The sequence below is a fragment of the Stenotrophomonas sp. ESTM1D_MKCIP4_1 genome (assembly GCF_003086895.1).
In the GTDB taxonomy this organism is placed as follows: Bacteria; Pseudomonadota; Gammaproteobacteria; order Xanthomonadales; family Xanthomonadaceae; genus Stenotrophomonas.
The window spans coordinates 1,439,516-1,461,197 of sequence record NZ_CP026004.1; the positions used below are offsets into that span (position 1 = coordinate 1,439,516).

Annotated in this window: 17 protein-coding genes and 1 tRNA gene; 6 read left to right on the forward strand and 12 right to left on the reverse strand. The window is 67.5% G+C overall.

The genetic code is table 11. From position 1 onward, the window contains the following. Positions 1-165: 165 nt before the first annotated feature. Positions 166-250 (reverse strand) — tRNA-Leu (locus C1924_RS06665). A 129-nt stretch (positions 251-379) separates the two neighbouring features. Here C1924_RS06665 and rnr point away from each other — a divergent pair. From rnr to rlmB, 3 genes are all read left to right on the forward strand, one after another. Beyond that, positions 380-2,848, forward strand: a complete 2,469-nt coding sequence (gene rnr, locus C1924_RS06670) for a ribonuclease R (RefSeq protein WP_108764590.1) — start codon at positions 380-382, stop codon at positions 2,846-2,848. Between the two features lie 132 nt (positions 2,849-2,980). Beyond that, positions 2,981-3,463 carry a GFA family protein gene (locus C1924_RS06675; protein ID WP_108766990.1) on the forward strand — a complete coding sequence of 161 codons (483 nt, stop codon included), beginning with the start codon at positions 2,981-2,983 and terminating at the stop codon, positions 3,461-3,463. A gap of 96 nt (positions 3,464-3,559) precedes the next feature. After that, positions 3,560-4,303, forward strand: coding sequence for a 23S rRNA (guanosine(2251)-2'-O)-methyltransferase RlmB (gene rlmB, locus C1924_RS06680; RefSeq protein WP_108764591.1), 744 nt, complete (start codon positions 3,560-3,562; stop codon positions 4,301-4,303). Between the two features lie 535 nt (positions 4,304-4,838). On the opposite strand, the gene C1924_RS06685 is transcribed toward rlmB, so the two are convergent. The 3 genes from C1924_RS06685 to C1924_RS06695 are packed head-to-tail and all read right to left on the reverse strand — an operon-like array spanning position 4,839 to position 9,477. Beyond that, positions 4,839-6,278 (reverse strand): efflux transporter outer membrane subunit, encoded by a 1,440-nt coding sequence (locus tag C1924_RS06685; protein WP_108764592.1) that lies wholly within the window; start codon positions 6,276-6,278, stop codon positions 4,839-4,841. Next, a complete protein-coding gene (locus tag C1924_RS06690; protein ID WP_108764593.1) occupies positions 6,275-8,233 on the reverse strand; it encodes a MacB family efflux pump subunit in 1,959 nt (652 codons plus the stop codon). Before C1924_RS06690 ends, C1924_RS06685 begins: the two co-directional genes overlap by 4 nt. Then, positions 8,230-9,477: an efflux RND transporter periplasmic adaptor subunit gene (locus C1924_RS06695; protein WP_108764594.1), complete on the reverse strand. Its 1,248-nt coding sequence runs from the start codon at positions 9,475-9,477 to the stop codon at positions 8,230-8,232. Before C1924_RS06695 ends, C1924_RS06690 begins: the two co-directional genes overlap by 4 nt. 205 nt (positions 9,478-9,682) lie before the next feature. Between C1924_RS06695 and C1924_RS06700 the strand changes: the two genes are divergently transcribed. The 3 genes from C1924_RS06700 to C1924_RS06710 all read left to right on the forward strand — a co-directional run bounded on the left by C1924_RS06700 (position 9,683) and on the right by C1924_RS06710 (position 15,133). Further along, positions 9,683-10,411 (forward strand): response regulator, encoded by a 729-nt coding sequence (locus C1924_RS06700; protein WP_079221281.1) that lies wholly within the window; start codon positions 9,683-9,685, stop codon positions 10,409-10,411. Between the two features lie 6 nt (positions 10,412-10,417). Then, positions 10,418-11,815, forward strand: a complete 1,398-nt coding sequence (locus tag C1924_RS06705) for an ATP-binding protein (protein WP_108764595.1) — start codon at positions 10,418-10,420, stop codon at positions 11,813-11,815. A 294-nt stretch (positions 11,816-12,109) separates the two neighbouring features. Beyond that, the gene (locus tag C1924_RS06710) at positions 12,110-15,133 is read left to right on the forward strand and encodes a ligand-binding sensor domain-containing diguanylate cyclase (protein WP_254051223.1); all 3,024 of its coding nucleotides are present in this window, start codon (positions 12,110-12,112) and stop codon (positions 15,131-15,133) included. A 651-nt stretch (positions 15,134-15,784) separates the two neighbouring features. Here the strand turns inward: C1924_RS06710 and rnt are convergent. From rnt to pstB, 8 genes are all read right to left on the reverse strand, one after another. Then, positions 15,785-16,369: a ribonuclease T gene (gene rnt / locus C1924_RS06715; RefSeq protein ID WP_108764596.1), complete on the reverse strand. Its 585-nt coding sequence runs from the start codon at positions 16,367-16,369 to the stop codon at positions 15,785-15,787. 135 nt (positions 16,370-16,504) lie between these two features. Further along, positions 16,505-16,822 (reverse strand): RcnB family protein, encoded by a 318-nt coding sequence (locus tag C1924_RS06720; protein ID WP_108764597.1) that lies wholly within the window; start codon positions 16,820-16,822, stop codon positions 16,505-16,507. 199 nt (positions 16,823-17,021) lie between these two features. Then, a complete protein-coding gene (locus tag C1924_RS06725) occupies positions 17,022-17,522 on the reverse strand; it encodes a DoxX family protein (protein ID WP_108764598.1) in 501 nt (166 codons plus the stop codon). A 21-nt stretch (positions 17,523-17,543) separates the two neighbouring features. After that, positions 17,544-18,299 (reverse strand): putative DNA-binding domain-containing protein, encoded by a 756-nt coding sequence (locus C1924_RS06730; protein ID WP_108764599.1) that lies wholly within the window; start codon positions 18,297-18,299, stop codon positions 17,544-17,546. Further along, on the reverse strand, positions 18,292-19,167 hold the full coding sequence (locus tag C1924_RS06735; protein ID WP_108764600.1) for a DUF692 domain-containing protein: 876 nt from the start codon (positions 19,165-19,167) through the stop codon (positions 18,292-18,294). Before C1924_RS06735 ends, C1924_RS06730 begins: the two co-directional genes overlap by 8 nt. Then, positions 19,154-19,522: a hypothetical protein gene (locus C1924_RS06740; protein ID WP_108764601.1), complete on the reverse strand. Its 369-nt coding sequence runs from the start codon at positions 19,520-19,522 to the stop codon at positions 19,154-19,156. Before C1924_RS06740 ends, C1924_RS06735 begins: the two co-directional genes overlap by 14 nt. A 549-nt stretch (positions 19,523-20,071) precedes the next feature. Further along, positions 20,072-20,779: a phosphate signaling complex protein PhoU gene (gene phoU, locus C1924_RS06745; protein WP_079221290.1), complete on the reverse strand. Its 708-nt coding sequence runs from the start codon at positions 20,777-20,779 to the stop codon at positions 20,072-20,074. 65 nt (positions 20,780-20,844) lie between these two features. Next, positions 20,845-21,675: a phosphate ABC transporter ATP-binding protein PstB gene (gene pstB / locus C1924_RS06750; protein ID WP_108764602.1), complete on the reverse strand. Its 831-nt coding sequence runs from the start codon at positions 21,673-21,675 to the stop codon at positions 20,845-20,847. Positions 21,676-21,682: the final 7 nt, after the last annotated feature.

The following is a 21,682-nucleotide window of genomic DNA, read 5'->3' on the forward strand; positions in this document are numbered from 1 at the left end:
GGGTGTCAACACCTTTTGCAGATCCCGGGTCAGAGCCCTTTCCGGTGGAAAAGGATCCGACCCCAGCACCGGGGTCGGATCCCGTTTCGCTTGCGGAACGGGCTCTGACCCCATCGCCGGATCGCAGGCAAAAAAAATCCCCGCCGAAGCGAGGAGTTTTTTCGTTGGTGCCCAGGAGAGGACTCGAACCTCCACGGTTTTACCCGCTAGTACCTGAAACTAGTGCGTCTACCAATTCCGCCACCTGGGCGTTCCAGAGGCGCAATTGTGAAGATGAATCCGCAGGCTGTCAACGACTTCCAACAAATATTTCACGCGATGCCTCCATCGGCGATCGCTGACCCGTTCTGCACGCCTGCAACGGCTACCATGGAGGGCGATGACTACCAAAAAACCAAGCAAGGGCGGGAGCAAGTCCCGCAGCCAGGGCCCGAAGAAGGGCGCCAAGGCGGGCGAAGCCCGCAGCACCAAGCCGGGCAAGCCGTTGCCGGGCTGGTTCCCCGAATTGAATGAAGGCGGTGCACCGCCGCGTGGCCGCAAGGGCCGCAGCGCCGATGCTGCCGCACCCGGTCCGGCGCCGGGGCGCAAGCTGCCTCCCGCCGGCAAGGTGATCGATGATCCCTATGCCGCCCGCGAAGCCGAGAAGTACGAACAGCCCATCGCCAGCCGTGAGGCCATCCTGGCCCTGCTGGAACGTTGCGAAGGGCCGCAGACCGCCGAAGAGCTGGGCGCGCGCCTGGGCCTGACCGCTGCCGACCGTGCCGAGGCGCTGTCGCGCCGGCTGGGCGCGATGGTGCGTGATGGGCAGCTGGTGCAGAACCGCCGGGGAGGCTTCGCGCCGATCCAGACACTGAACCTGGTTACCGGTGTGGTGATCGCCAACCCGGAAGGGTTTGGCTTCCTGCGCCCGGTCGAGGGTGGCGACGATCTGTTCCTGCCGCCTTATGAAATGCGCAAGGTGATGCACGGTGACAAGGTGCTGGCCCGCGTGACCGGCATCGACAACCGTGGCCGCCGCGAAGGCAGCATCGCGCGCGTGCTTGAGCGCGGCATGACCCGCCTGATCGGTCGCTTCAGCATCGAGATGGGCATCAATTACGTGGTGCCCGACGACAAGCGCATCCAGCGCAACGTGCAGGTGCCGCCGGACCAGACCGGTGGCGCGCGTGATGGCCAGCTGGTGGTCTGCGAACTGACCCAGGCGCCCGACAGCCGCCGCCCGCCGATCGGCCGCATCATTGCCGTGATCGGCGACAAGCTCACGGCCTCGCTGGTGGTGGAGACCGCCATCCACGGCCACGAACTGCCGTTCGAGTTCCCGCAGGAGGTGCTGGACGAAGCCGCGTCGGTGCCGATGGTGGTCGAACCGGCGATGATCGGCGACCGCGTGGACCTGCGCAGCACGCCGCTGGTCACCATCGACGGCGAGGATGCCAAGGACTTCGACGATGCCGTGTACTGCGAGCCGAATGCTGATGGCTTCCGGCTGGTGGTGGCTATTGCCGATGTCTCCAACTACGTGCGCCCCGGCACGCCGCTGGACGAGGAAGCGCAGAAGCGCGCCACGTCGGTGTACTTCCCGGGCTTCGTGGTGCCGATGCTGCCAGAGACCCTGTCCAACGGCATCTGCTCGCTGATGCCGAAGGTCGACCGCATGTGCTTCGTGTGCGACATGCAGATCGACCGGGAGGGTGTGGTCAGTCATTCGCGCTTCTACGAAGCAGTGATGAACTCGCACGCGCGCCTGACCTACACGCAGGTGTGGAAGGCGGTGGGCGAGGACGATGCCGATACCAAGGCCTGGATGGGCGAACTGCTGCCGCAGGTGCAGCGCCTGCACCAGCTGTACAAGGTGCTGTCCAAGGCGCGCGCCAAGCGTGGTGCCATCGAGTTCGAGAGCAGCGAAGTGCGCTTCGTGCTGGACAACCGGGGTGAAGTGACCCAGGCCGGCATGCTGGTGCGCAACGACGCCCACAAGCTGATCGAGGAGTGCATGATCGCGGCCAACGTGGAGGCGGCGAAGTACCTGCTGTCGCGCCACGTGCCGGCGCCGTACCGCATCCATGAGAAGCCGCCGGAAACCAAGTACGCGGATCTGCTGGAGTTCCTCAAGGAATTCAAGCTCAGCCTGCCGCCGTGGTCGAAGGTGCGCCCGGGCGACTACACCAAACTGCTGAAGAAGATCCGCGACCGCCCCGACGCCACGTTGCTGGAATCGGTGCTGCTGCGCAGCCAGAGCCTGGCCATCTACAGCCCCGACAACCACGGTCACTTCGGCTTGGCGTTGGAGGCGTATGCGCACTTCACCTCGCCCATCCGCCGCTATCCCGATCTGCTGGTGCACCGGGCAATCAAGCACGCGCTGTCTGGCAAACCGCTGGACAAGTTCACCTACAACGCCCGCGAGATGGCGGCGCTGGCGCTGCAGTGTTCCGAGCGCGAGCGTCGTGCCGATGAGGCCGAGCGCGAGGTGGACGAGCGCTACCGCGCGGCGTGGATGGAAAAGCATGTTGGCGGCCAGTTCGACGGCGTCATCAGCGGCGTCACCAGCTTCGGCCTGTTCGTGGAGCTGGATGATTCCAAGGTGCAGGGCCTGGTCCACGTGACCCAGCTGCCGCAGGACTATTACAAGTTCGACGCGACCCGCAAGACGCTGACCGGCGAACGCCGCGGCGCCAGTTACCGGTTGGGCGACCGCGTCCGCATCCTGGTGCTGAAAGCCAGCATGGAGGAGCGCAAGATCGACTTCCGCCTGGTCGAGCACAAGGGCGAGGACGAGGGTGATGGTGGCGTGCCGCCGCTGCCCGAACGCGGCAAGCCGGCCAAGCGGGCCAAGAAGCCATATTGATCGACCGACCCGGTAGTGCCGGCCGCTGGCCGGCATTCCCGGCGACATCGGTACCCGGTGGTTGCCGGCCAGCGGCCGGCACTACCGGTTCACCCACCCGGCAGGTGGCACGACGCGATGGAGGAACCGATCATGCAAGGCCAACCCGAATACCGCGGCGGCTGCCAGTGCGGTGCCATCCGCTTCGAGGTGCGCGGCACTCTCAACGAAAGCTCGATCTGCCACTGCCGGATGTGCCAGAAGGCCTTCGGCGCCTACTTCGCGCCCCTGGTTTCCGTGCGTGGTGCGCAGTTCACCTGGACCCGTGGCCAGCCGCGCCACTTCCACTCGTCCAATGTGGTCCGCCGCGGTTTCTGCGGCGACTGCGGCACCCCGCTGACCTACGAGGCTCCGGATGGCATGGCCGTGGCGGCCGGTGCATTCGACGAACCCGAGCGCCTGCCGCCCACCCTGCAGTACGGCATGGAGCGCAAGCTGCCATTCGTGGACACCCTGGGCCAGCTGCCCGGCAGCCGGACCGAGGAGGATGTGGCGTTCCTGCAGTTCCTGGCCACCCTCGTGTCCCACCAGCACCCCGACCACGACACCCCCCACTGGCCGCCGCGCACCCGTTGAGGGTCGTGTAGAGCCGGGCCCACGCCCGGCTGCCTTGAAGCGCGGCCGCCGCCGATGCTCTACCATAGCCACCCCCTTTCCGGTTCGACCCCCCGCATGAGCAAGAACAGCCAGTGGATCGTCGGCGTCAACGCCGTCGCCTCCTCCATCGAGAACGACGCCGACAACGTCCGCGAAGTGCTGGTCGAGGCCGGTGCAAAGAACCCGCGCCTGGTCGAAATCGAGGAAAACGCCCGCCGCAAGGGCATCGACGTGCGCAAGGTGAACACCCAGGCGCTGGACGGTGTCGGCGGTTCGGTGCGCCACCAGGGCGTGGCGGCGCGCTATGCCGCGGCCCGCACCTACAGCGAGAACGAGCTGGAAGGCCTGGTCACCGCGGCCGAGGGCAAGGCCCTGCTGCTGGTGCTGGACGAGGTGCAGGATCCGCACAACCTGGGCGCCTGCCTGCGTTCGGCCGCTGCGGCGGGTGCCACGGCGGTGATCATTCCCAAGGACAAGTCGGCCACGGTCAATGCCACCGTGCGCAAGACCTCGGCCGGTGCTGCCGACCTCATTCCGGTGGTGGCGGTGACCAACCTGTCGCGCTGCCTGAAGGATCTGCAGAAGCAGGGTGTATGGATCTATGGCCTGGCCGGTGAAGCCACCGCCTCGCTGTACCAGCTGGACCTGAAGGGCAACATCGCCCTGGTGCTGGGCGGCGAAGCCGATGGCCTGCGCCGCCTGACCCGCGAGAACTGCGATGGCCTGGTCAAGATCCCGATGCCGGGCGAGATCGAGAGCCTGAACGTGTCCGTCGCCGCCGGCGTCAGCCTGTTCGAGGCCGTGCGCCAGCGCGGTTGAGCGCGGGGTCGGATCCCTTTTCCCTGGAAAAGGGCTCTGACCCCATTGCGGAAGGAGCGCCGGCGCAGGGGTCGGATCCCTCGCTGCGACGCTCCCATCCACGCATGGCGTGGATCTACCGTGTCGACCAAGGTCGACACCTACCCGGTAGTCGCCAACCTTGGTTGGCGCTCCTGGTTGAGCGCGGGGTCGGATCCCTCGCTGCGACGCTCCCATCCACGCATGGCGTGGATCTACCGTGTCGACCAAGGTCGACACCTACCCGGTAGTCGCCAACCTTGGTTGGCGCTTCTGGTTGAGCGCGGGGTCGGATCCCTCGCTGCGACGCTCCCATCCACGCATGGCGTGGATCTACCGTGTCGACCAAGGTCGACACCTACCCGGTAGTCGCCAACCTTGGTTGGCGCTCCTGGTTGAGCGCGGGGTCGGATCCCTCGCTGCGGCGCTCCCATCCACGCATGGCGTGGATCTACCGTGTCGACCAAGGTCGACACCTACCCGGTAGTCGCCAACCTTGGTTGGCGCTCCAGTCGTCTTACCCCGCGCTGCCGCCGAGGGCCTTGAACAGGGTCACGTCGTTGCTCAGCTGGCTCTGCCGCACGCGTGCCAGAGACAGCTCGGCATCGCGGCGGGTCTGCTGCGCTTCCAGCCAGGTGCGCAGGTCGGTGGCGCCCACGCGGTAACGCACCTCCTGTGCGCGCTCCACTTCCACCGCCTGGTCATAGGACGCCTGCGAGGCCGCCACCTGGCGCGCCAGCTGCTCACGCGCGGACAGCGCGTTGTCCACCTCCGAAAGTGCCGTGTACAGCGTCTTGCGGAAGTTGGTTGCGGCAATCTGGTAGGCGGTACCGGCGATGTCGGTATCCAGCTGTGCACGCTGCAGGTTGAGGAAGGGCAGCGACAGGCCGGCGCCGAGGGTGGCCACCGGGTTGCGCAGCACATCGCCCAGCGAGGTCGCACTTGAACCCAGGCTGCCGGTCAGGCTCAGCGCCGGGTAGTACTGGGTGGCGGTCACCTTGATCGTCTTCAGGCTGTTGCGCAGGCGCAGTTCGGCCGCGCGCAGGTCGGGGCGGCGGCCCAGAAGGTCGGCCGGCAGGCCTTCGTCGATGCCGGGGCTGCGCGCCGCCTGCAGGTCCTGCGGTTCGTCCTGCTGTGGCCAGGGCGTGCCATCCAGCAGCACGGTCAGCGCATTGCGCACTTCCACCCGCTGCTGCTCCAGCGCGCTCTGTGCCGAGCGCTGCGATTCCAGATTCTGCAAGGCCTGGCGCACTTCCAGCCGCGATACCGCACCGGCGTCGAAGCGGGCCTGGACCAGGTCGCGGGTGCGTTCCAGCCGCTGCAGGTTGGCCTCGCCACTGGCGATGGACTGGTTGAGGTAGGCCAGCGACCAGTACTGGTTGATCGTGTCGCCGATCACCAGCAGTGCGGTGTTCTGCCGGTCTTCTTCGCTGGCCTGTGCTTCCCAGCGGGCGATGTCGCGCTCGGTGCGCAGGCGGCCCCACAGGTCGATCTCCCACGACAGCGACACGCCGGTGGAATAGCCGCGGCTCCAATCCGCCGCCTGGTCGGTCGGGCGGCTGCCGCTGGCACTTACGCCGGATGACGACGGCTGCGGCCACAGTGCATTGCTGGCCAGGCCGGCCTGCAGGCGTGCGCGCTGCACCGCCAGGCCGGCGGCACCCAGGTCGCTGTTGGCGGACAGTGCCTGTGCCACCAGGCGGTCCAGGCGCGCATCGCCGAAGCCGGTCCACCAGGTGTCCTGGCGGATGTCGCGGCCCGGCGTATCCAGGCCGCTGCGCGGGTCGTCGGCCGGCGCATTGAGCGTCGCATCGCCACGGCCATAGGTGGCCGCCACGGCGGGGTCCTGGATCGGGTAGCGCCCCACCGAGGCGCAGCCGGACAGTGCAAGCAGAACGGCGCCGGCCAGCAGCAGGCGGGAAGGAACAGGGGAGGTCAGTCGGGTCATGATCTTCATTCGCGGGCCAGGGCCTCCACCGGGTCGAGCTGGGCGGCATTGCGTGCGGGGAGGAAACCAAATGCCACGCCGATCAGGGTCGAGCAGGCGAACGCGGCAATGATGGAAGCGGTCGAGAACACCACCTGGAAGTTGCTGGAGAAATGGCCGATCAACACGCCCAGCAGCAGGGCCAGGCCGATGCCCAGAACGCCGCCGATCAGGCACACCAGCACCGCTTCGATCAGGAACTGCTGGCGGATGTCGCTCTGCCGCGCACCCACGGCCATGCGCACGCCGATCTCACGGGTACGTTCGGTCACCGACACCAGCATGATGTTCATCACGCCGATGCCACCGACCAGCAGGGCAATGGCGGCGATGGCACCGATCAGCAGGGTCATCGTGCGGGTGGTCTGTTCGATGGTCTCGCGGATCTCGGCGCTGTTGCTGAGGAAGAAATCCTCGGTGCCGTGGCGCAGGGTCAGCAGCCGGGTGATCGCTTCCTGCGCCGCATCCATCGGCGTTTCATCGTTGACGCGCACTGTGATGCTGGACACGTAGCGCTGCCCGAGCATGCGCGACATCACCGTGGTGTAGGGCACGAACACGCCCAGGCTGGTGCTGCCGCCGAAACCGAAGCTCTGTTTCTTGGCCACGCCGACCACGCGCACCGGCACGTTGCCGAGCAGGATCACCTGGCCGATCGGATCACTGTCCGGGAAGAACTGGGTCTTCGTGTTCTCGTCGATCACCGCTTCCTGGGCCAGGCCACGGATCGCATCGCTGTCGAAGAAGCTGCCGCTGAGCAGGGTCACGCCTTTCACCCGGAAATACTGCTCGCCCACGCCACTGATCTGCGCGGTGGCCGACTGGTTGCGGTAGCGCGCGGTGACCGAGGTCGACACGCTGGGCGTGGCGCTGTCCACGTAGCTCTGCAGCGCCAGTGCATCGGCGTCGCTGGCCTTGAGCGTCTGCACGCGTGCCGAGCGCATGTCACCGAAACCGCGGCCGGGATAGACATCGATGGTGTTGGTGCCCAGGGCGCTGATGTTCTGCAGGATCTGCTGCTGCGAGCCATTGCCCAGGGCGACCACCGACACCACCGAGGCGATGCCGATGATGATGCCGAGCATGGTGAGGAAGGTGCGCAGGCGGTGCGCGTTCATCGCCAGCAGGGCCATCCGGAACGCTTCGGTGAAGCGGTCGCGGGCTGCCCGCCAGCTGCTGCCATGGGCGACGTCGGTGCTGGGCTGGCGCTGCGCACGGTAGTCCGGCGCCTTCGGATTGGCACGGTCGGCGATGATCTCGCCATCGCGGATCTCGATGATGCGCTGGGCGTGTTCGGCCACGCTCATGTCGTGGGTGACGATGATGATGGTGTGGCCTTCGGCATGCAGCTCGCCGAGGATGGCCATCACTTCCTCACCGGATTTCGTGTCCAGCGCGCCGGTCGGTTCGTCGGCCAGGATCACCTCGCCGCCGTTCATCAGGGCACGGGCGATCGACACGCGCTGCTGCTGGCCGCCGGAGAGCTGGCCCGGCTTGTGGTGCATGCGGTCGTGCAGGCCCAGCCGCTGCAGCAGCTGCTCGGCGCGCGCGTTGCGGGTCGGGCCGGGGCTGCCGGCATACACCGCCGGTACTTCCACGTTGCCGCGCGCATCGAGGTCGCCCAGCAGGTGGTAGCGCTGGAAGATGAAGCCGAAATGTCCGCGGCGCAGTTCGGCCAGCTCGTCCGGCTCCATCTTCCCGGTCTCGCGGCCGGCCACCTGGTAGCTGCCGCGCGTCGGGCGGTCCAGGCAGCCCAGGATGTTCATCAGCGTGGACTTGCCCGAACCGGACTGGCCGACGATGGCCACCATTTCACCGGCGTGGATGTCCAGGTTGACGTCGCGCAGCACGGCGATGACATCGTCGCCGGCCGGGAATTCGCGGCGCAGGTCGCGCAGGCGCAGCAGGGGCGCCTTCGTGCTCATCGGCGCGGGCCCATGCCACCGGGCGGGCCCATCCGCATTGCGCCACTGCCGCGGTTGCCGGTGCCGCTGCTGGCGGCTGCCGCGCCGCCTTCGCCGACCACCACGCGGTCGCCTTCCTTCAGCCCGGACACGATCTGCGCGGAGGCCCCGTTGTTGATGCCGACCTTGACCTTGCGCGGCTGTGGCTGGCCCTGTTCGTCGACCACGCGCACCACGCGCTCGCCGTCACGGGTCTTCGGGCCCAGCGCCACCGCCGGCACCAGCAGCACGCCCTTGGCCTGCTGCAAGAGCACCGACACCTGCGCGGTCATGTCGATGCGCAGGGTGCCATCGGGGTTTTCCACGTCGAACAGGGCGTTGTAGTACACCGCGCTGCTGGAGCTGGAGCTGGAGGAACTGCTGGAGCTGGACGAGCTTTCATTGGCGATGGACGACGGCGCCGGATTGATCTGGCGCAGCGTGGCGTGGTACTTGCGGTCCGGGTCGCCCAGGGTGGTGAAGTACACCGGCATGCCGGCCTTGATCTTGACCACGTCGGCCTCGGACACCTCGGCATTGACGGTCACTACGTCCAGCCGCGCCAGCATGACGATGGTCGGCGCGGTCTGGTTGGCATTGACCGTACGGCCTTCTTCGGCCACCACCGCCACCACGGTGCCGTCCATCGGCGCGGTGATGCGGGTGTAGGCCAGGTTGGCACGGGCGGTGCCGAGTTCGGTTTCGCGGCCCTTGATCTGCGCTTCGTACGACTGCAGCTGGGCACGGGCCGTCTTCAGCGTGGCCTCGGCGGCATCGTATTCCTGGCGCGAGGTGGCCTCGGCGGCCAGCATTTCCTTCTGCCGGGCGAAATCCAGTTCGGCCTGGCGCAGGCTGGCCTGCTGCACGGCCCGCTGGGCGATGACCTGGTCCAGCGAGGCCTGCGCGTTGAGCACCTGGTTCTGCTGGGTGGTGGCGTCGATCTCGGCGATCAGGTCGCCTTCCTTCACCGTATCGCCCAGCTGCACCTTCAGCGATTTGATCTGGCCGGAGGCCTGCGCACCGACGCTCACCAGCTTGTAGGCATCGATCACGCCGGTGGCTTCCACCGTCTGTTCGATGTCGCCGCGGCTGACCGGGGTGGTGGCCAGGGCCGGTGCGGCGGGCTTGCGCAGCAGCCACCAGGCTACGGCTGCAGCGATCACGACAAGCAGGACGATCAGGATCAGGCGGCCCCGGCGGGACGCGGGCAACAGGCGGGAGATCACGTGGTGGCTTCACTCAGGCAGGCCGCCGCAGCGGCATTGGCAGGCATTGTGAAGATCGGGCGCAGGGCGGCTCAATCCTCGGGGTGTGTCTGTATGTAACACTGTCGGCCAAAACGCGTAACCCCAGGTATCCGGCCCCGCCGCCGATACAGTGGTACGCACTGGACAGGATGCGGTTCAGCTCCCGACACGGGAAAATCGCGACATGGAGACCGAAAACCCGATGCATCGCCTGTTGATCGTCGATGACGACAATGACATCCGCACCCTGCTGGCCGAACAGCTGGGTCGCGCCGGCTATCTGGTCAGCACCGCGGCCGATGGCACCAGCATGCGGCAGCTGCTGGAACGCGAACACGTGGACCTGATCGTGCTCGACCTCAACCTGCCGCGCGAAGATGGCCTGACCCTGTGCCGCGACCTGCGCGCGCGCTCGAACACCCCGGTGATCATGCTGACCGCGCGTGCCGAGCCGATCGACCGCGTGCTGGGCCTGGAAATGGGCGCCGACGACTACCTGGCCAAGCCGTTCGAGCCGCGCGAGCTGCTGGCGCGCATCCGCAACGTCCTGCGCCGGACCGAAGCCCTGCCGGCCAACCTGGAGCCGCTGGCGGTGCGCCGCGCACGCTTCTCGCGCTGGATCTTCGACCTTGAGCACCGCCACCTGGTGGATCCGGATGGCCGCGTGGTGGTGCTGTCCGGCGCCGAGTTCCGCCTGCTGCGGGTGTTCATCGCCCATGCCAACAAGGTGCTCTCGCGTGAGCAGCTGGTCGCGCTCAGCAGCGGCCGCAACTACGAGGCGCAGGACCGCGCGATCGACCTGCAGGTCAGCCGGCTGCGCAACAAGCTGGCCGACGATGGCGGGCCCGATGGCCTGATCAAGACCGTGCGCAACGAAGGCTATGTGCTGGCCTCGGCCGTCAACCTGGAATAAGCCGTGATGAAGCGCCTGCGCCACTTCCTGTCCTCGATGGTGGGGCGCCTGTTCGTGATCCTGCTGCTGGGCATGTCGGTGGCCGCGATCGGTGCGACCCTGCTGGCCACCTCCAAGCGCCAGCAGGATTTCGAGCGGCAGAACCTCAACCGCGTCGCCGATCGCCTGCAGGGTTACGTCAACATGCTGGACGGCAACCCGGAGCTGCGTGAGCGGTTGCTGGAAACCGGCGGCCCCAGCGTGCGTGCGCTGCAGCCCGGCGCACGCCTGGGCCGTGAAGACACCGCGCTGATGGAAGTGCTGGATGACCGCCCGGGACCGGTATCGCGCGCCCACGTGCACTTCACCTCGTTCCGCTCGTGCATTCCCAAGCTTCAGGAACTGCTGCCGCCACCGCCGCCGGGCAACCGACGGCCTCCGCGCGAACGCGATCCGTCCTTCATCCCGCCCAAGTGCCGGGCCGTGGATGTGGTGCTCAGTGATGGGACGACGCTGAAGCTGGCGCTGGATTCGCCCGCGGTGGCGCACAACGGCATCCTTGCGGTGGATCCCCTGTTCCTGACGATGCTGGTGCTGGCCATTGCCGTGCTGGCTTACACGGTGTCGCGCATAGCCAGCGCGCCGCTGCAGGAGCTCGCGTCGGCGGCCGAGGAGCTGGGCGATGACCTGCAGCGTGCCCCGTTGCCGCTGCGTGGCCCGCGCGAAGTGCAGCGTGCGGCCGAAGCGTTCAACGCCATGCAGCAGCGGCTGCAGCGGCATCTTGCCGAACGCACGCAGATGCTGGCGGCCATCACCCACGATCTGCAGACCCCGCTGACCCGGCTGCGGCTGCGCCTGGAGAACGTCACCGACGAGCTGCTGCGTGAGCGCCTGATCGGTGATCTGGCGGCGATGCAGGCGCTGGTGCGCGAAGGCCTGGAACTGGCGCGCAGCGCCGAGAGCGCCGAACAGCGTGCCGCGCTGGATCTGGATTCGCTGCTGGAAAGCATCGTGGAGGACACGGCCGAGGCCGGCGCCGACGTGGCCTTTGAAGGCGGCAGTGGCGCGGTGCTGATGCTGCGGCCCCTGGCCATGCATCGCCTGTTCTCCAACCTGGTGGACAACGCCGTGATGTACGCCGAGCGCGTGCGGGTTCGGGTGGACCGCAGCGGCGGCGCGATCACCGTGGTCGTGGCCGACGACGGTCCGGGCCTGGCCGATGACCAGCTTGAAGCGGTCTTTGACCCGTTCGTACGGGTTGAAACGTCACGCTCGCGGCAGACCGGCGGTGCGGGCCTGGGCCTGACCATCGCCCGCGCGCTAGCGGAGAAGGACGGCGCGCGGCTGTGGCTGCGCAACCGCCCCGAGGGGGGACTGGAAGCGGTGGTGCAGTGGCCGGCCGGAACCCCGGTCGCCGCGCGCTGAGTCGGGCGTCCGGATGGCTGGGGGTCAGAGCCCTCTGCGTGCGCAGAGGGATCCGACCCGGGGTCAGATCCCTTCCGCCGCAGGCGGCAGGGCTCTGACGCCGCTTCACGCCCCGGTTTTCACGCCACGGTGACGCGGGGAGGGGTGTTTGCCCTATCATTCGCCCCATCTCCCCACAGTTTCCGCGATGAGCCAGCCTGTTCGCGCCGGCGCGAGGCCCCGTGCCGCCCGGCTGTTCCTGTTCCTGCCTGTTGCCGTACGCGGCAACCGCACCTGGCCGCCGCCGTTGCAGTAATGGGCGGGCAGGGGGCTGGCAGGCGCCTGGCGGGGCGCCACCCGGAACACGGCATCGGTCGCCTGCTGCGGCTCGGCGTGCTGTGGCTGTGGCTGCTGCTGGCTGCGCCGCTGGCCGCGCAGACCATCGCGCCTCCCCTGCGCGATTACGCCATCGACGTGTGGACCTCGCGCAACGGCCTGCCGCACAACTCGCTGCGCGACATCGCCCAGACCCCGGAGGGCCACCTGTGGTTCGCCACCTGGGAAGGCCTGGTGCGCTACAACGGCCTGGATTTCACCGTGTTCGACCGCAGCACGCGTCCCGGGCTGCGCGACAACGGCATCGGTGCACTGCTGGTCGATCGCCAGGGTGGCCTGTGGATCAGTGATTCGCGCGGCAACGTGACCTACCGCAGCGCCGATGGCCAGTGGCGGGTCTGGGAACACCAGGCCAACACCCCGGAAGTGCTGATCCAGTCGATGCAGATGGACAGCCAGGGCCGCCTGTGGCTGCTCTACGAAGGCAAGGGCATTGCCTACCTGACCCCTGAAACCGGCGTGGTCTACGAGCCACCGCCGCCGGATCTGCCGCTGGCGATGAGTTTCACCAAGCTGATGGTCGATGCCCAGGACCGGGTCTGGATCGGCACCCTCGACGGGCTGGTCCTGCGCGACAACGACGGCCAGCTCAAGCGCGCGCCAGCCGAATGGGGCGTCGGCAAGGGCCTGACCTGGCCTTACCGCGCACCCGATGGCGCGTTGTGGATCGTCGCCGGCGAGCGCCTGTATAGGGTCGAGGATGACCGCCTGGTGCTGGTCCACAGCCTGCCCGGGCAGCTGCACATGACCGCGATGCTGCAGGACCGCCATGGTGATCTGTGGCTGGGTACCGAGAACCAGGGCCTGCTGCGCATTTCCAGCCACGGACTGGAGCGCCTTCCGGCCGGCCTGAACCTGCCCGGTGGCCGGGTGGTCAGCCTGCGCGAGGACGCCGAGGGCAGCATCTGGGTAGGCGCCAATGGCGGGCTGTACCGCCTGCGCGAAACGCTGTTCAGCAGCTACACCGAACGCGATGGGCTGAGCGGTGATTACGTGCGCACCGTATTCGAGGACCGCGACCGGAAGCTGTGGGTGGGCAGCGCCAGTGGCCTGGACCAGCAGACCGCGGACGGCCGCTTCCGCGCGATGCCACTGCACAACCGCGGTGGCAAGGCGGCGTCGGTGCTGAGCCTGGCCCAGGGCCCCGATGGCGACCTCTGGGTGGGCACCTTCGGCGACGGCGTCTACCGCCTGCGTGCCGATGGCAGCCTGCGCCACAACTACGACGCGGCCGATGGCATGCCCGGCGGCAACATCCGCGCCATCAGCATCGACCCGTCCGGCGTGGTCTGGGCCGGCACGCAGAAGGGCGTGGTGCGGGTCGACGGCAACCGGGTCCGGGTGTCGAACGTGCCGGGGATGCCCGATGGCCTGATCACCGCGCTGGAACACGACCACCAGGGCAACCTGTGGATCGGCACCATCGAAGGCATCCGCGTGCTGCGCGGCGACCATGTGCAGTCCATCGACCTTGCACCGATGGGCGGCGGCCGCAGCGTGTTCGGCTTCCACCAGATCGGTGACGCCATGTGGATCAGCAGCGACCGCGGCCTGTACCGCTGGTACCACGATCGCCTGTCACGGGTCGGCCTGGAGCAGGGCATGCCGGTCGACGCGGTGTTCCAGCTGGTGCCCGACCGTTTGGGCAATGTCTGGATCAGCAGCAACCGGGGCGTGCTGCGTACCGACATGGCTACCCTGAATGCCGTGGCTGACGGCCGCGCACTGCGGGTGACGGTGGAGCGTTACAACGAGATCGACGGCATGGCCAACGCACAGGCCAATGGCAGTTCCGGGCCGTCGGCGATCCTGCGCCAGGATGGCTCCTTCTGGGTGGTGACCGCCGGCGGCCTGAGCATGGTGGATCCGCAGCGCCTGCAGCGCTTCCGCGAACGCCCCGCGCCGCCTGCGGCCATCGAGAACGTGCAGGTCGATGGCGCACAGGTGCATTGGGAAGGGGCCGAGCGCAACCTGATTCCCGGCGGGCGCCGGCTGGCGGTGAGCTTTGTCGGCCTCAGCTACCTGATGTCCGACCGCATCCGTTACCGCACGCGCCTGGACGGGCTGGACGCCGGCTGGGTCGAACGCGGCCCGCAGCGCAGCGTCGAGTTCGTGGGGCTGCCGCCGGGCGATTACACCCTGCACGTGGCTGCCTCGCACCCTGGTGGTGCCTGGGGCCAGCAGGAAGCGGTCTGGAGCTTCACCGTCGAACCGTTCTGGTGGCAGCGGCACAGCGTGCAGGCGCTGATCGGCCTGCTGCTGCTGGGCGCGCTGGTGGCGCTGTACCGCTTCCTGCTGCAGCAGTACAAGGCAAGCAACCTGCGCCTGGCGCGGCGCGTGGACGAAGCCACCTTCGACCTTCAGGCCCAGACGGTGCACCTGCAGGCGCTGAACCAGGAGAAGACCGAGCTGGCCGAGCGCCTGGCGCGGCAGGCCGAAGCCTTCGAGCGGCAGGCCCGCGAAGATGCGCTCACCGGCCTGGCCAACCGCCGTGGCTTCGACGAAACGCTGGCGCGTGACTTCGCCCGCTCACAGCGCAGTGGTCACCCGTTGAGCCTGGTGGTGCTGGACATCGACCACTTCAAGGACGTCAACGATACCTACAGCCACAGCATCGGCGACCTAGTACTGAAGGAAGTGGCCGAAGTGATTGCTGCCGCCTGCCGTGATTCCGACCTGCCGGCGCGTACCGGCGGCGAAGAGTTCGCGCTGCTGCTCAATGACACGCGCCTGGAAGAAGCGGCGCAGGTCTGCGCGCGCCTGCGCGGCCTGTTCCATGACCATCCGGACTGGGCCGGGGTGAAGGGCCTGCGCGTGACCTTCAGTGCGGGGCTGGTGGAACTGGCGGCTGATGATCGCACCCCGGCGCTGCTGTACCAGCGCGCCGACCGTGCGCTGTACCGCGCCAAGAGTGACGGCCGCGACCGTACCAGCATCGGGTGATGCCCGGTGGGTTGGTGGGTGCGGACCGTGGGTCCGCACTGCGACGGGCATCATCCACGCATGGCGTGGATCTACTGCCGTAGTAGAGCCACGCCATGCGTGGATGCGGTCACCGCAGTAGATCCACACCATGCGTGGATGCAGTCACCGCAGTAGATCCACGCCATGCGTGGATGCAGTCACCGCAGTAGGTCCACGCCATGCGTGGATGCAGTCACCGCAGTAGATCCACACCATGCGTGGATGCAGTCACCGCAGTAGAGCCACGCCATGCGTGGATGCGGTCACCGCAGTAGATCCACACCATGCGTGGATGCAGTCACCGCAGTAGATCCACGCCATGCGTGGATGCAGTCACCGCAGTAGATCCACGCCATGCGTGGATGCAGTCACCGCAGTAGATCCACGCCATGCGTGGATGCAGTCACCGCAGTAGATCCACACCATGCGTGGATGCAGTCACCGCAGTAGATCCACGCCATGCGTGGATGCAGTCACCGCAGTAGAGCCACGCCATGCGTGGATGCAGTCACCGCAGTAGAGCCACACCATGCGTGGATGCAGTCACCGCAGTAGATCCACGCCATGCGTGGATGCAGTCACCGCAGTAGATCCACGCCATGCGTGGATGCGGTAGCGCCGATGGTTCGTTTACCGCGGCCAGGCGTTGGCAATCGTGCAGAACAGCCGGGCCGTCTGCTCGGTGTCGTACACCGCGCTGTGTGCCTCGTTGGCATCCCAGCCCAGCCCGGCGGCATTGGCCGCGCGGGCCAGCACCGTCTGCCCGTAGGCAATGCCGGCCAGGGTCACCGTATCGAACACGCTGAAGGGATGGAACGGGTTGCGCTTGTGGCCGGTCCGGGCCACCGCTGCATTGACGAAGCCCAGATCGAAGTGGGCGTTGTGCCCGACCAGGATCGCGCGCTGGCAGCCGTACTTCTTCATCGCCGCGCGGACCGGGGTGAAGATGTGGTCCAGCGCCGCCCGCTCTTCCTTCGCCAGCCGGAACGGGTGATCGAGGATGATGCCGGTGACTTCCAGCGACTTCGGGTCGATCTCCAGCCCTTCGGCCGGGACCACGTGGGCGCTGGCGGTCTGGCCGGGGTAGAGCAGGCCGTTCTCGTCCATCTCGATCGGCACGGCGGCGATTTCCAGCAGCGCATTGCGCTGGCTGTCGAAGCCGCCGGTTTCCACGTCCACCACCACGGGCAGGAAGCCACGGAAGCGTTGCGACATCGCGCGCTGCGCCTGGGGTACTGCGGGAACGGAAACGGCGTCAGCTGCGGGGGGGGCGTCATTCATGCGCGGATTCTAGCAGAGCGACCCTGAGCGCCCGGCCACGCCGCGCATGGCCGGGATGCTACGCGGGGCTCAGCGATGTGCCAGCACCACGTCGGCGATCACGCCGGTCGCCACGGCAATCAGCACATAGCGGTTGTCGACCTTGCGCCATTCCTGGCCGCGGGTCGGGGCACGCAGGCCATGGTGGCGGTAGTCGCGGACAGGTTCGCCGCGGTGATCGCGGGCAAGCGTGTGGCCGCGGCGGGGCGGATCACGACGGTCGTCGTGGTGATCCTTCTGGTGGTGATGGTCGTCGCGCCCAGCGGCGCCGTAGGGAGCGGCCATCGCCGGCGAGACGGCGGTGGCCAGCAGGGTCAGCGAGAGGGTGGCGGCAATCAGACGCTTCATGAGGCAACTCCGGGGGAAGGGCGTGGTCATCGGGGCCACGGATCCAGCATCGGATTTTTTTCATGAATAGGCGATTAAATCGGCCTTCTTGCCGGTTTCAGTGCGTATCAGCATGTAACGGGCCAGTGCGATGGCCCCGGATCCAGGGGGATGCCAACCTGGGTTGGCATGCGCAGCAACTGCCCACCAAGCTTGGCGACTACGGATGCGTGGCGGTCCGGCGCGCGAACCAGGCATCCATGCTCAGCCGCCCGGCCCCGGTGAACAGCAGGGGCAGCAGCATCGCCATGAACAGCACGGGCAGCTTGAAGTTGCCGAAGCCCTGGTCGCTGATCGCGTAGCCCATGGCCAGGTCGCCCAGCGATTGCCAGTGCATGGGCCAGTGCACCGCGTAGGTGGCAACCACCGTCAGCACCAGCAGGCTGGCCGCAGCGAACCGGGTGCCCAGGCCAAACAGCAGGCAGGCCGCGCCGACCAGCTCGAACCAGGTCGCCAACTGCCAGTTCACGCTGGCGGGCAGTACATCGAACGGAAACGGAAAGGCGCTCTGCAGGTCGCTGAACCAGTTTTCCCCCAGCAGCTTTTCGCGGCCGGACTCAAAGTATTCCCAGGCCAGCAGCACGCGCAGACCGAGGGGGGCCAGCCATGGGCCGCAGCGGTCCAGCTGGCCACGCACAGTGGCCAGGGTGTTCATCATCAGGGTCGTCTCCTTGGAGGGGTATCAGTCCGTTGCCGTCTGCGGGCCTATCACGCCGGCGTGCAGGAACTGCAGCAGCAGCTGGGCACCGGGTTCGGCCAATGCGCCGGCATCGAGGTGATGCAGGGCGGCCAGTTGCTGCAGGTAGTGCTGCCCGGTGGCGCCGGGGGTTTCGTCGATCAGGGTGAGCAGATGCACGGCCAGCAGGCTGAGGTGGGCAAACCGGACCACGCCATCGGCGTCGCGGCGTACCAGCAGGCCCGTTGCCTCCGGTGGCGGTTCGGCAGGGCCGTCGTCGGCACCCAGGCGGTGGACCGGCCAGCGGTACAGCAACGGCCAGGCCAGGGGGGAGCCGCGCAGCGGTGCCTGCAGCGGGTCGGTGCCGGGTGCCGCTGGCAACGGCTCGGCCACGCGCTGGTAAAGCTCGGTTTCCACCCACTCGTAGTGGGCCAGTTCGGCCAGCGCAGGATGGGGCAGCGCCGGCTGTGCCTGCAGCCACTGCACGAACTCGCCGGCCACTTCCGTGAACAGCGGCGTACGTGCGCGGTGCCGGGCGAAGTACTCGCGCACCAGCCCGGTCCAGGCGGGTTCACCCAACAGGCGTACGCAGACCGGGAAACCGTTGCCCAGCAACCCCAGCAGATTGTTGAACAACAGGCGCTGGTATACCGCCACCCGCCGCGGGTCCAGATCGGCAGGGGCGGGGACCTGCTGCGGGTCGCGCAGGTGCGCGGTGAAGGCGTGCTGCTGCCTGCGCAGGTGCGTGGGTGTGTCAGCCATGGGCGACCCCGGGCGTGGTGGCCTGCAGGCGGCGGATGGTCTGCAGTTCGCCCTGCAGTTCGCGGTACGGCGGGAAGTTGAAGTCCCGTTCCAGCAGCGTCGGCCGCGGCCCCATGCGGGCATAGGTACGTTCCAGCAGCGCCCAGACCGGGTCGATCACGGGGCTGCCATGCGTATCGATCTTCAGGTCCGGGGCCTCGTCCAGATGGCCGGCCACGTGCAGGCAGACGATGCGCTGGGCCGGCAGGCCTGCAATGAACGCGTCGGCGTCGTAGCCGTGGTTGCAGGCGTTGACGTAGACGTTGTTGACGTCCAGCAGCAGATCGCAGTCGGCTTCGGCCAGCACCGCGTTGGTGAACGCCAGTTCGTCCATCGCCGGTTGCGGCGCCAGGTAGTAGGACACGTTTTCCACGGCGATGCGGCGGCCAAGCAGATCCTGCACGCGTGCGATGCGCAGGGCGGTATGGCGCACGGCCTCGTCGGTGAAGGGAATCGGCAGCAGGTCGTACAGCTGCCCCTCGTCGCTGCAGTAGCTCAGGTGTTCGCTGTACAGCGGCACGCGGTGACGATCGAGGAACTGGCCGATCTGCTGCAGCAGCCGCGTATCCAGCGGGGCACTGCCGCCCAGCGACAGGGACAGCCCATGGCAGCTGAGAGGATGGCGGTGGGCCAACGCGTCGAGCGCTTCGCCGGCCAGGCCGCCGACGCCGATCCAGTTTTCCGGCGCGCATTCGAGGAAGTCGAAATCGCCGGCCGGTGCATCGCGCAGGTCCTGCAGCAGCGCCCGGCGCAGGCCCAGCCCCACGGCCGCCGCAGGCAGCGGCGACCGTGGAGAGACCGCGCTTGCGCGGACGTCAGTGCTTGCCACCGCACTTGCCTTCGCCGCACTTGCCTTCGGCCGCCTTGGCCTTGGCACCGGCTGCGGCGCCGGTCTTGCCCTTGTCGGCGCCGCACTTGCCCTCGGCATGCTTGCCGTCAGCGCCGCACTTGCCCTCGGCCTTGCCCTTGTCGGCGCCGCATTTGCCTTCGGCATGCTTGCCCTTGTCGCCACCACACTTGCCCTCGGCGGCCTTGGCATCGCCCGCCTTGGCCGCCTGGCCGGCGACCAGGTAACCCTGGGCAAGGTCGGTCATGCTCAGGGCGGAGGCACTGGCCGTGACGCCCAGGCCTGCAGCCAATGCAGTGGCGGTCAGCAGGGACAGGGACTTGTTGGAACTGCTCATCGGTCGTACTCCTTGGGTGGTGGGCGGGCGCCCGGGGTGAAACGATGGTGCAGTGATCCTACTCAAGGAATCCTCGCCGAGACCTCAAATTTCCGTGAGAATTGTTACAGACGTGAAGGGGGTGGCCAGTGCCCGGCATCCACGCATGGCGTGGATCTACAACGGTGCGCCGATGAATCGGATTCCCTTGGGAATGGTTGCCGACGGGGAAGGGGCATGTGCCCGGCATCCACGCATGGCGTGGATCTACAACCGTGCGCTGGTGAATCGGATTCCCTTGGGAATGGTTGCCGACGGGGAAGGGGCATGTGCCCGGCATCCACGCATGGCATGGATCTACAACCGTGCGCTGGTGAATCGGATTGCGGTGGGAATTGTTGCCGGCGGGGAAGGGACCGGTGCCCGGCATCCACGCGTGGCGTGGATCTACAACCGGCCCGGTAGATCCACGCCATGCGTGGATGACGGCGCCTGTCACGCGCAAACAAAAAAGGCCCCTCTCATGCCGACAGGGGCCTGCGGAGGCGTTTCCGCTGTTGCAGCGCAGTATCAGACGTGATCGGTGCTCGACGTCTCGTCGCGCTTCTCGCGCGGCGGCAGCGGCTGCTCACCGTGCACCAGGAACCACACGTTCTCGGCGATGTTGGTGGCGTGGTCACCCACGCGCTCCAGGTTCTTGGCCATGAACAGCAGATGGGTGCACGGGGTGATGTTGCGCGGGTCTTCCATCATGTAGGTCAGCAGCTCGCGGAACAGCGCGGTGTACTGCGCGTCCAGACGGGCATCGTCCTGGCGCAGGGCGATGGCGGCCTCGGCGTCGTTGTCGCGGTAGGCGGCGATGGCGCGGCGCACCTGCTGTGCGGCCAGGCGGCCGAGGGCGCGCAGGCCCTGGATCTGCGGCAGCGGCGGCACCTTGCCCAGCGCGATGGAGCGCTTTGCCACGTTGGCGGCGTAATCGCCGATGCGTTCGATGTCGGCCGGAATGCGCAGGCCGGCCAGGATCTCGCGCAGGTCGCGGGCCATCGGGCCACGCAGGGCCAGGCGCATCACGTCGTGGCTGATCTGCTGTTCCAGCTGGTCGATGGCTTCATCGTTGGCGATGATGCGGTGGGCGGCGTTCTCGTCGCGCTTCTCGATGACGTCCATCGACGCCTCCAGCTGGGCGACGGCCATCTCGCCCATGCGCACGATTTCAGCCACCAGCCGCTGCTGCTCTTCGTCGTAGCTCTTGACGATGTGGTCGTTGGGAAGATTCATGGTCTGCAATCCGGGTAGAGCCAGGCCACGCCTGGCTGGAACATGTGGCGAGGGGACAACAACGATCAGCCGAAACGACCGGTGATGTAGTCCTCGGTCTGCCGCTGCGAGGGCTGCGAGAAGATCACTTCGGTACGGTCGTGTTCGATCAGGTCGCCCAGGTACATGAAGGCGGTGTAGTCGGACACGCGCGCGGCCTGCTGCATGTTGTGGGTGACGATGACGATGGTGTACTCGTGCTTGAGTTCTTCCACCAGCTGCTCGATGCGGCTGGTCGAGATCGGGTCCAGTGCCGAGGTCGGCTCGTCCAGCAGCAGCACCGACGGGCGCAGGGCCACGGCACGGGCGATGCACAGACGCTGCTGCTGGCCACCGGACAGGCCCAGCGCGCTCTGGTTGAGCTTGTCCTTCACTTCGTCCCACAGCGCGCCCTGGCGCAGCGCCTGCTCGACGCGGTCGGCCATGTCGGCCTTGCTCAGCTTTTCATGGTGGCGGATGCCGTAAGCCACGTTCTCGAAGATGGTCATCGGGAACGGCACCGGCTTCTGGAACACCATGCCGACCTTGCTGCGCAGGCGGTTCATCGGGTACTTCGGCGAGAGGATGTTCTCGCCATCCAGCAGCACCTCACCACGCGCTTCCAGCTTCGGGTACAGCGCATAGATGCGGTTGAAGATGCGCAGGAGGGTCGACTTGCCGCAACCGGAGGGACCGATCAGCGCGGTCACGCGCTTTTCCGGAATTTCCAGGTTGATGCCCTTCAGGGCGTGGAACTTGTCATAGTAGAAGTCCAGACCACGCGCGGCCAGCTTGACCGGCGACGGCGCGTGCAGGTTCTCGTGCGAGGCCGGCACCGCGATGCGCTGCATGGGCACGGCGTTGGAGAGGTCGTTCATGGCGTTA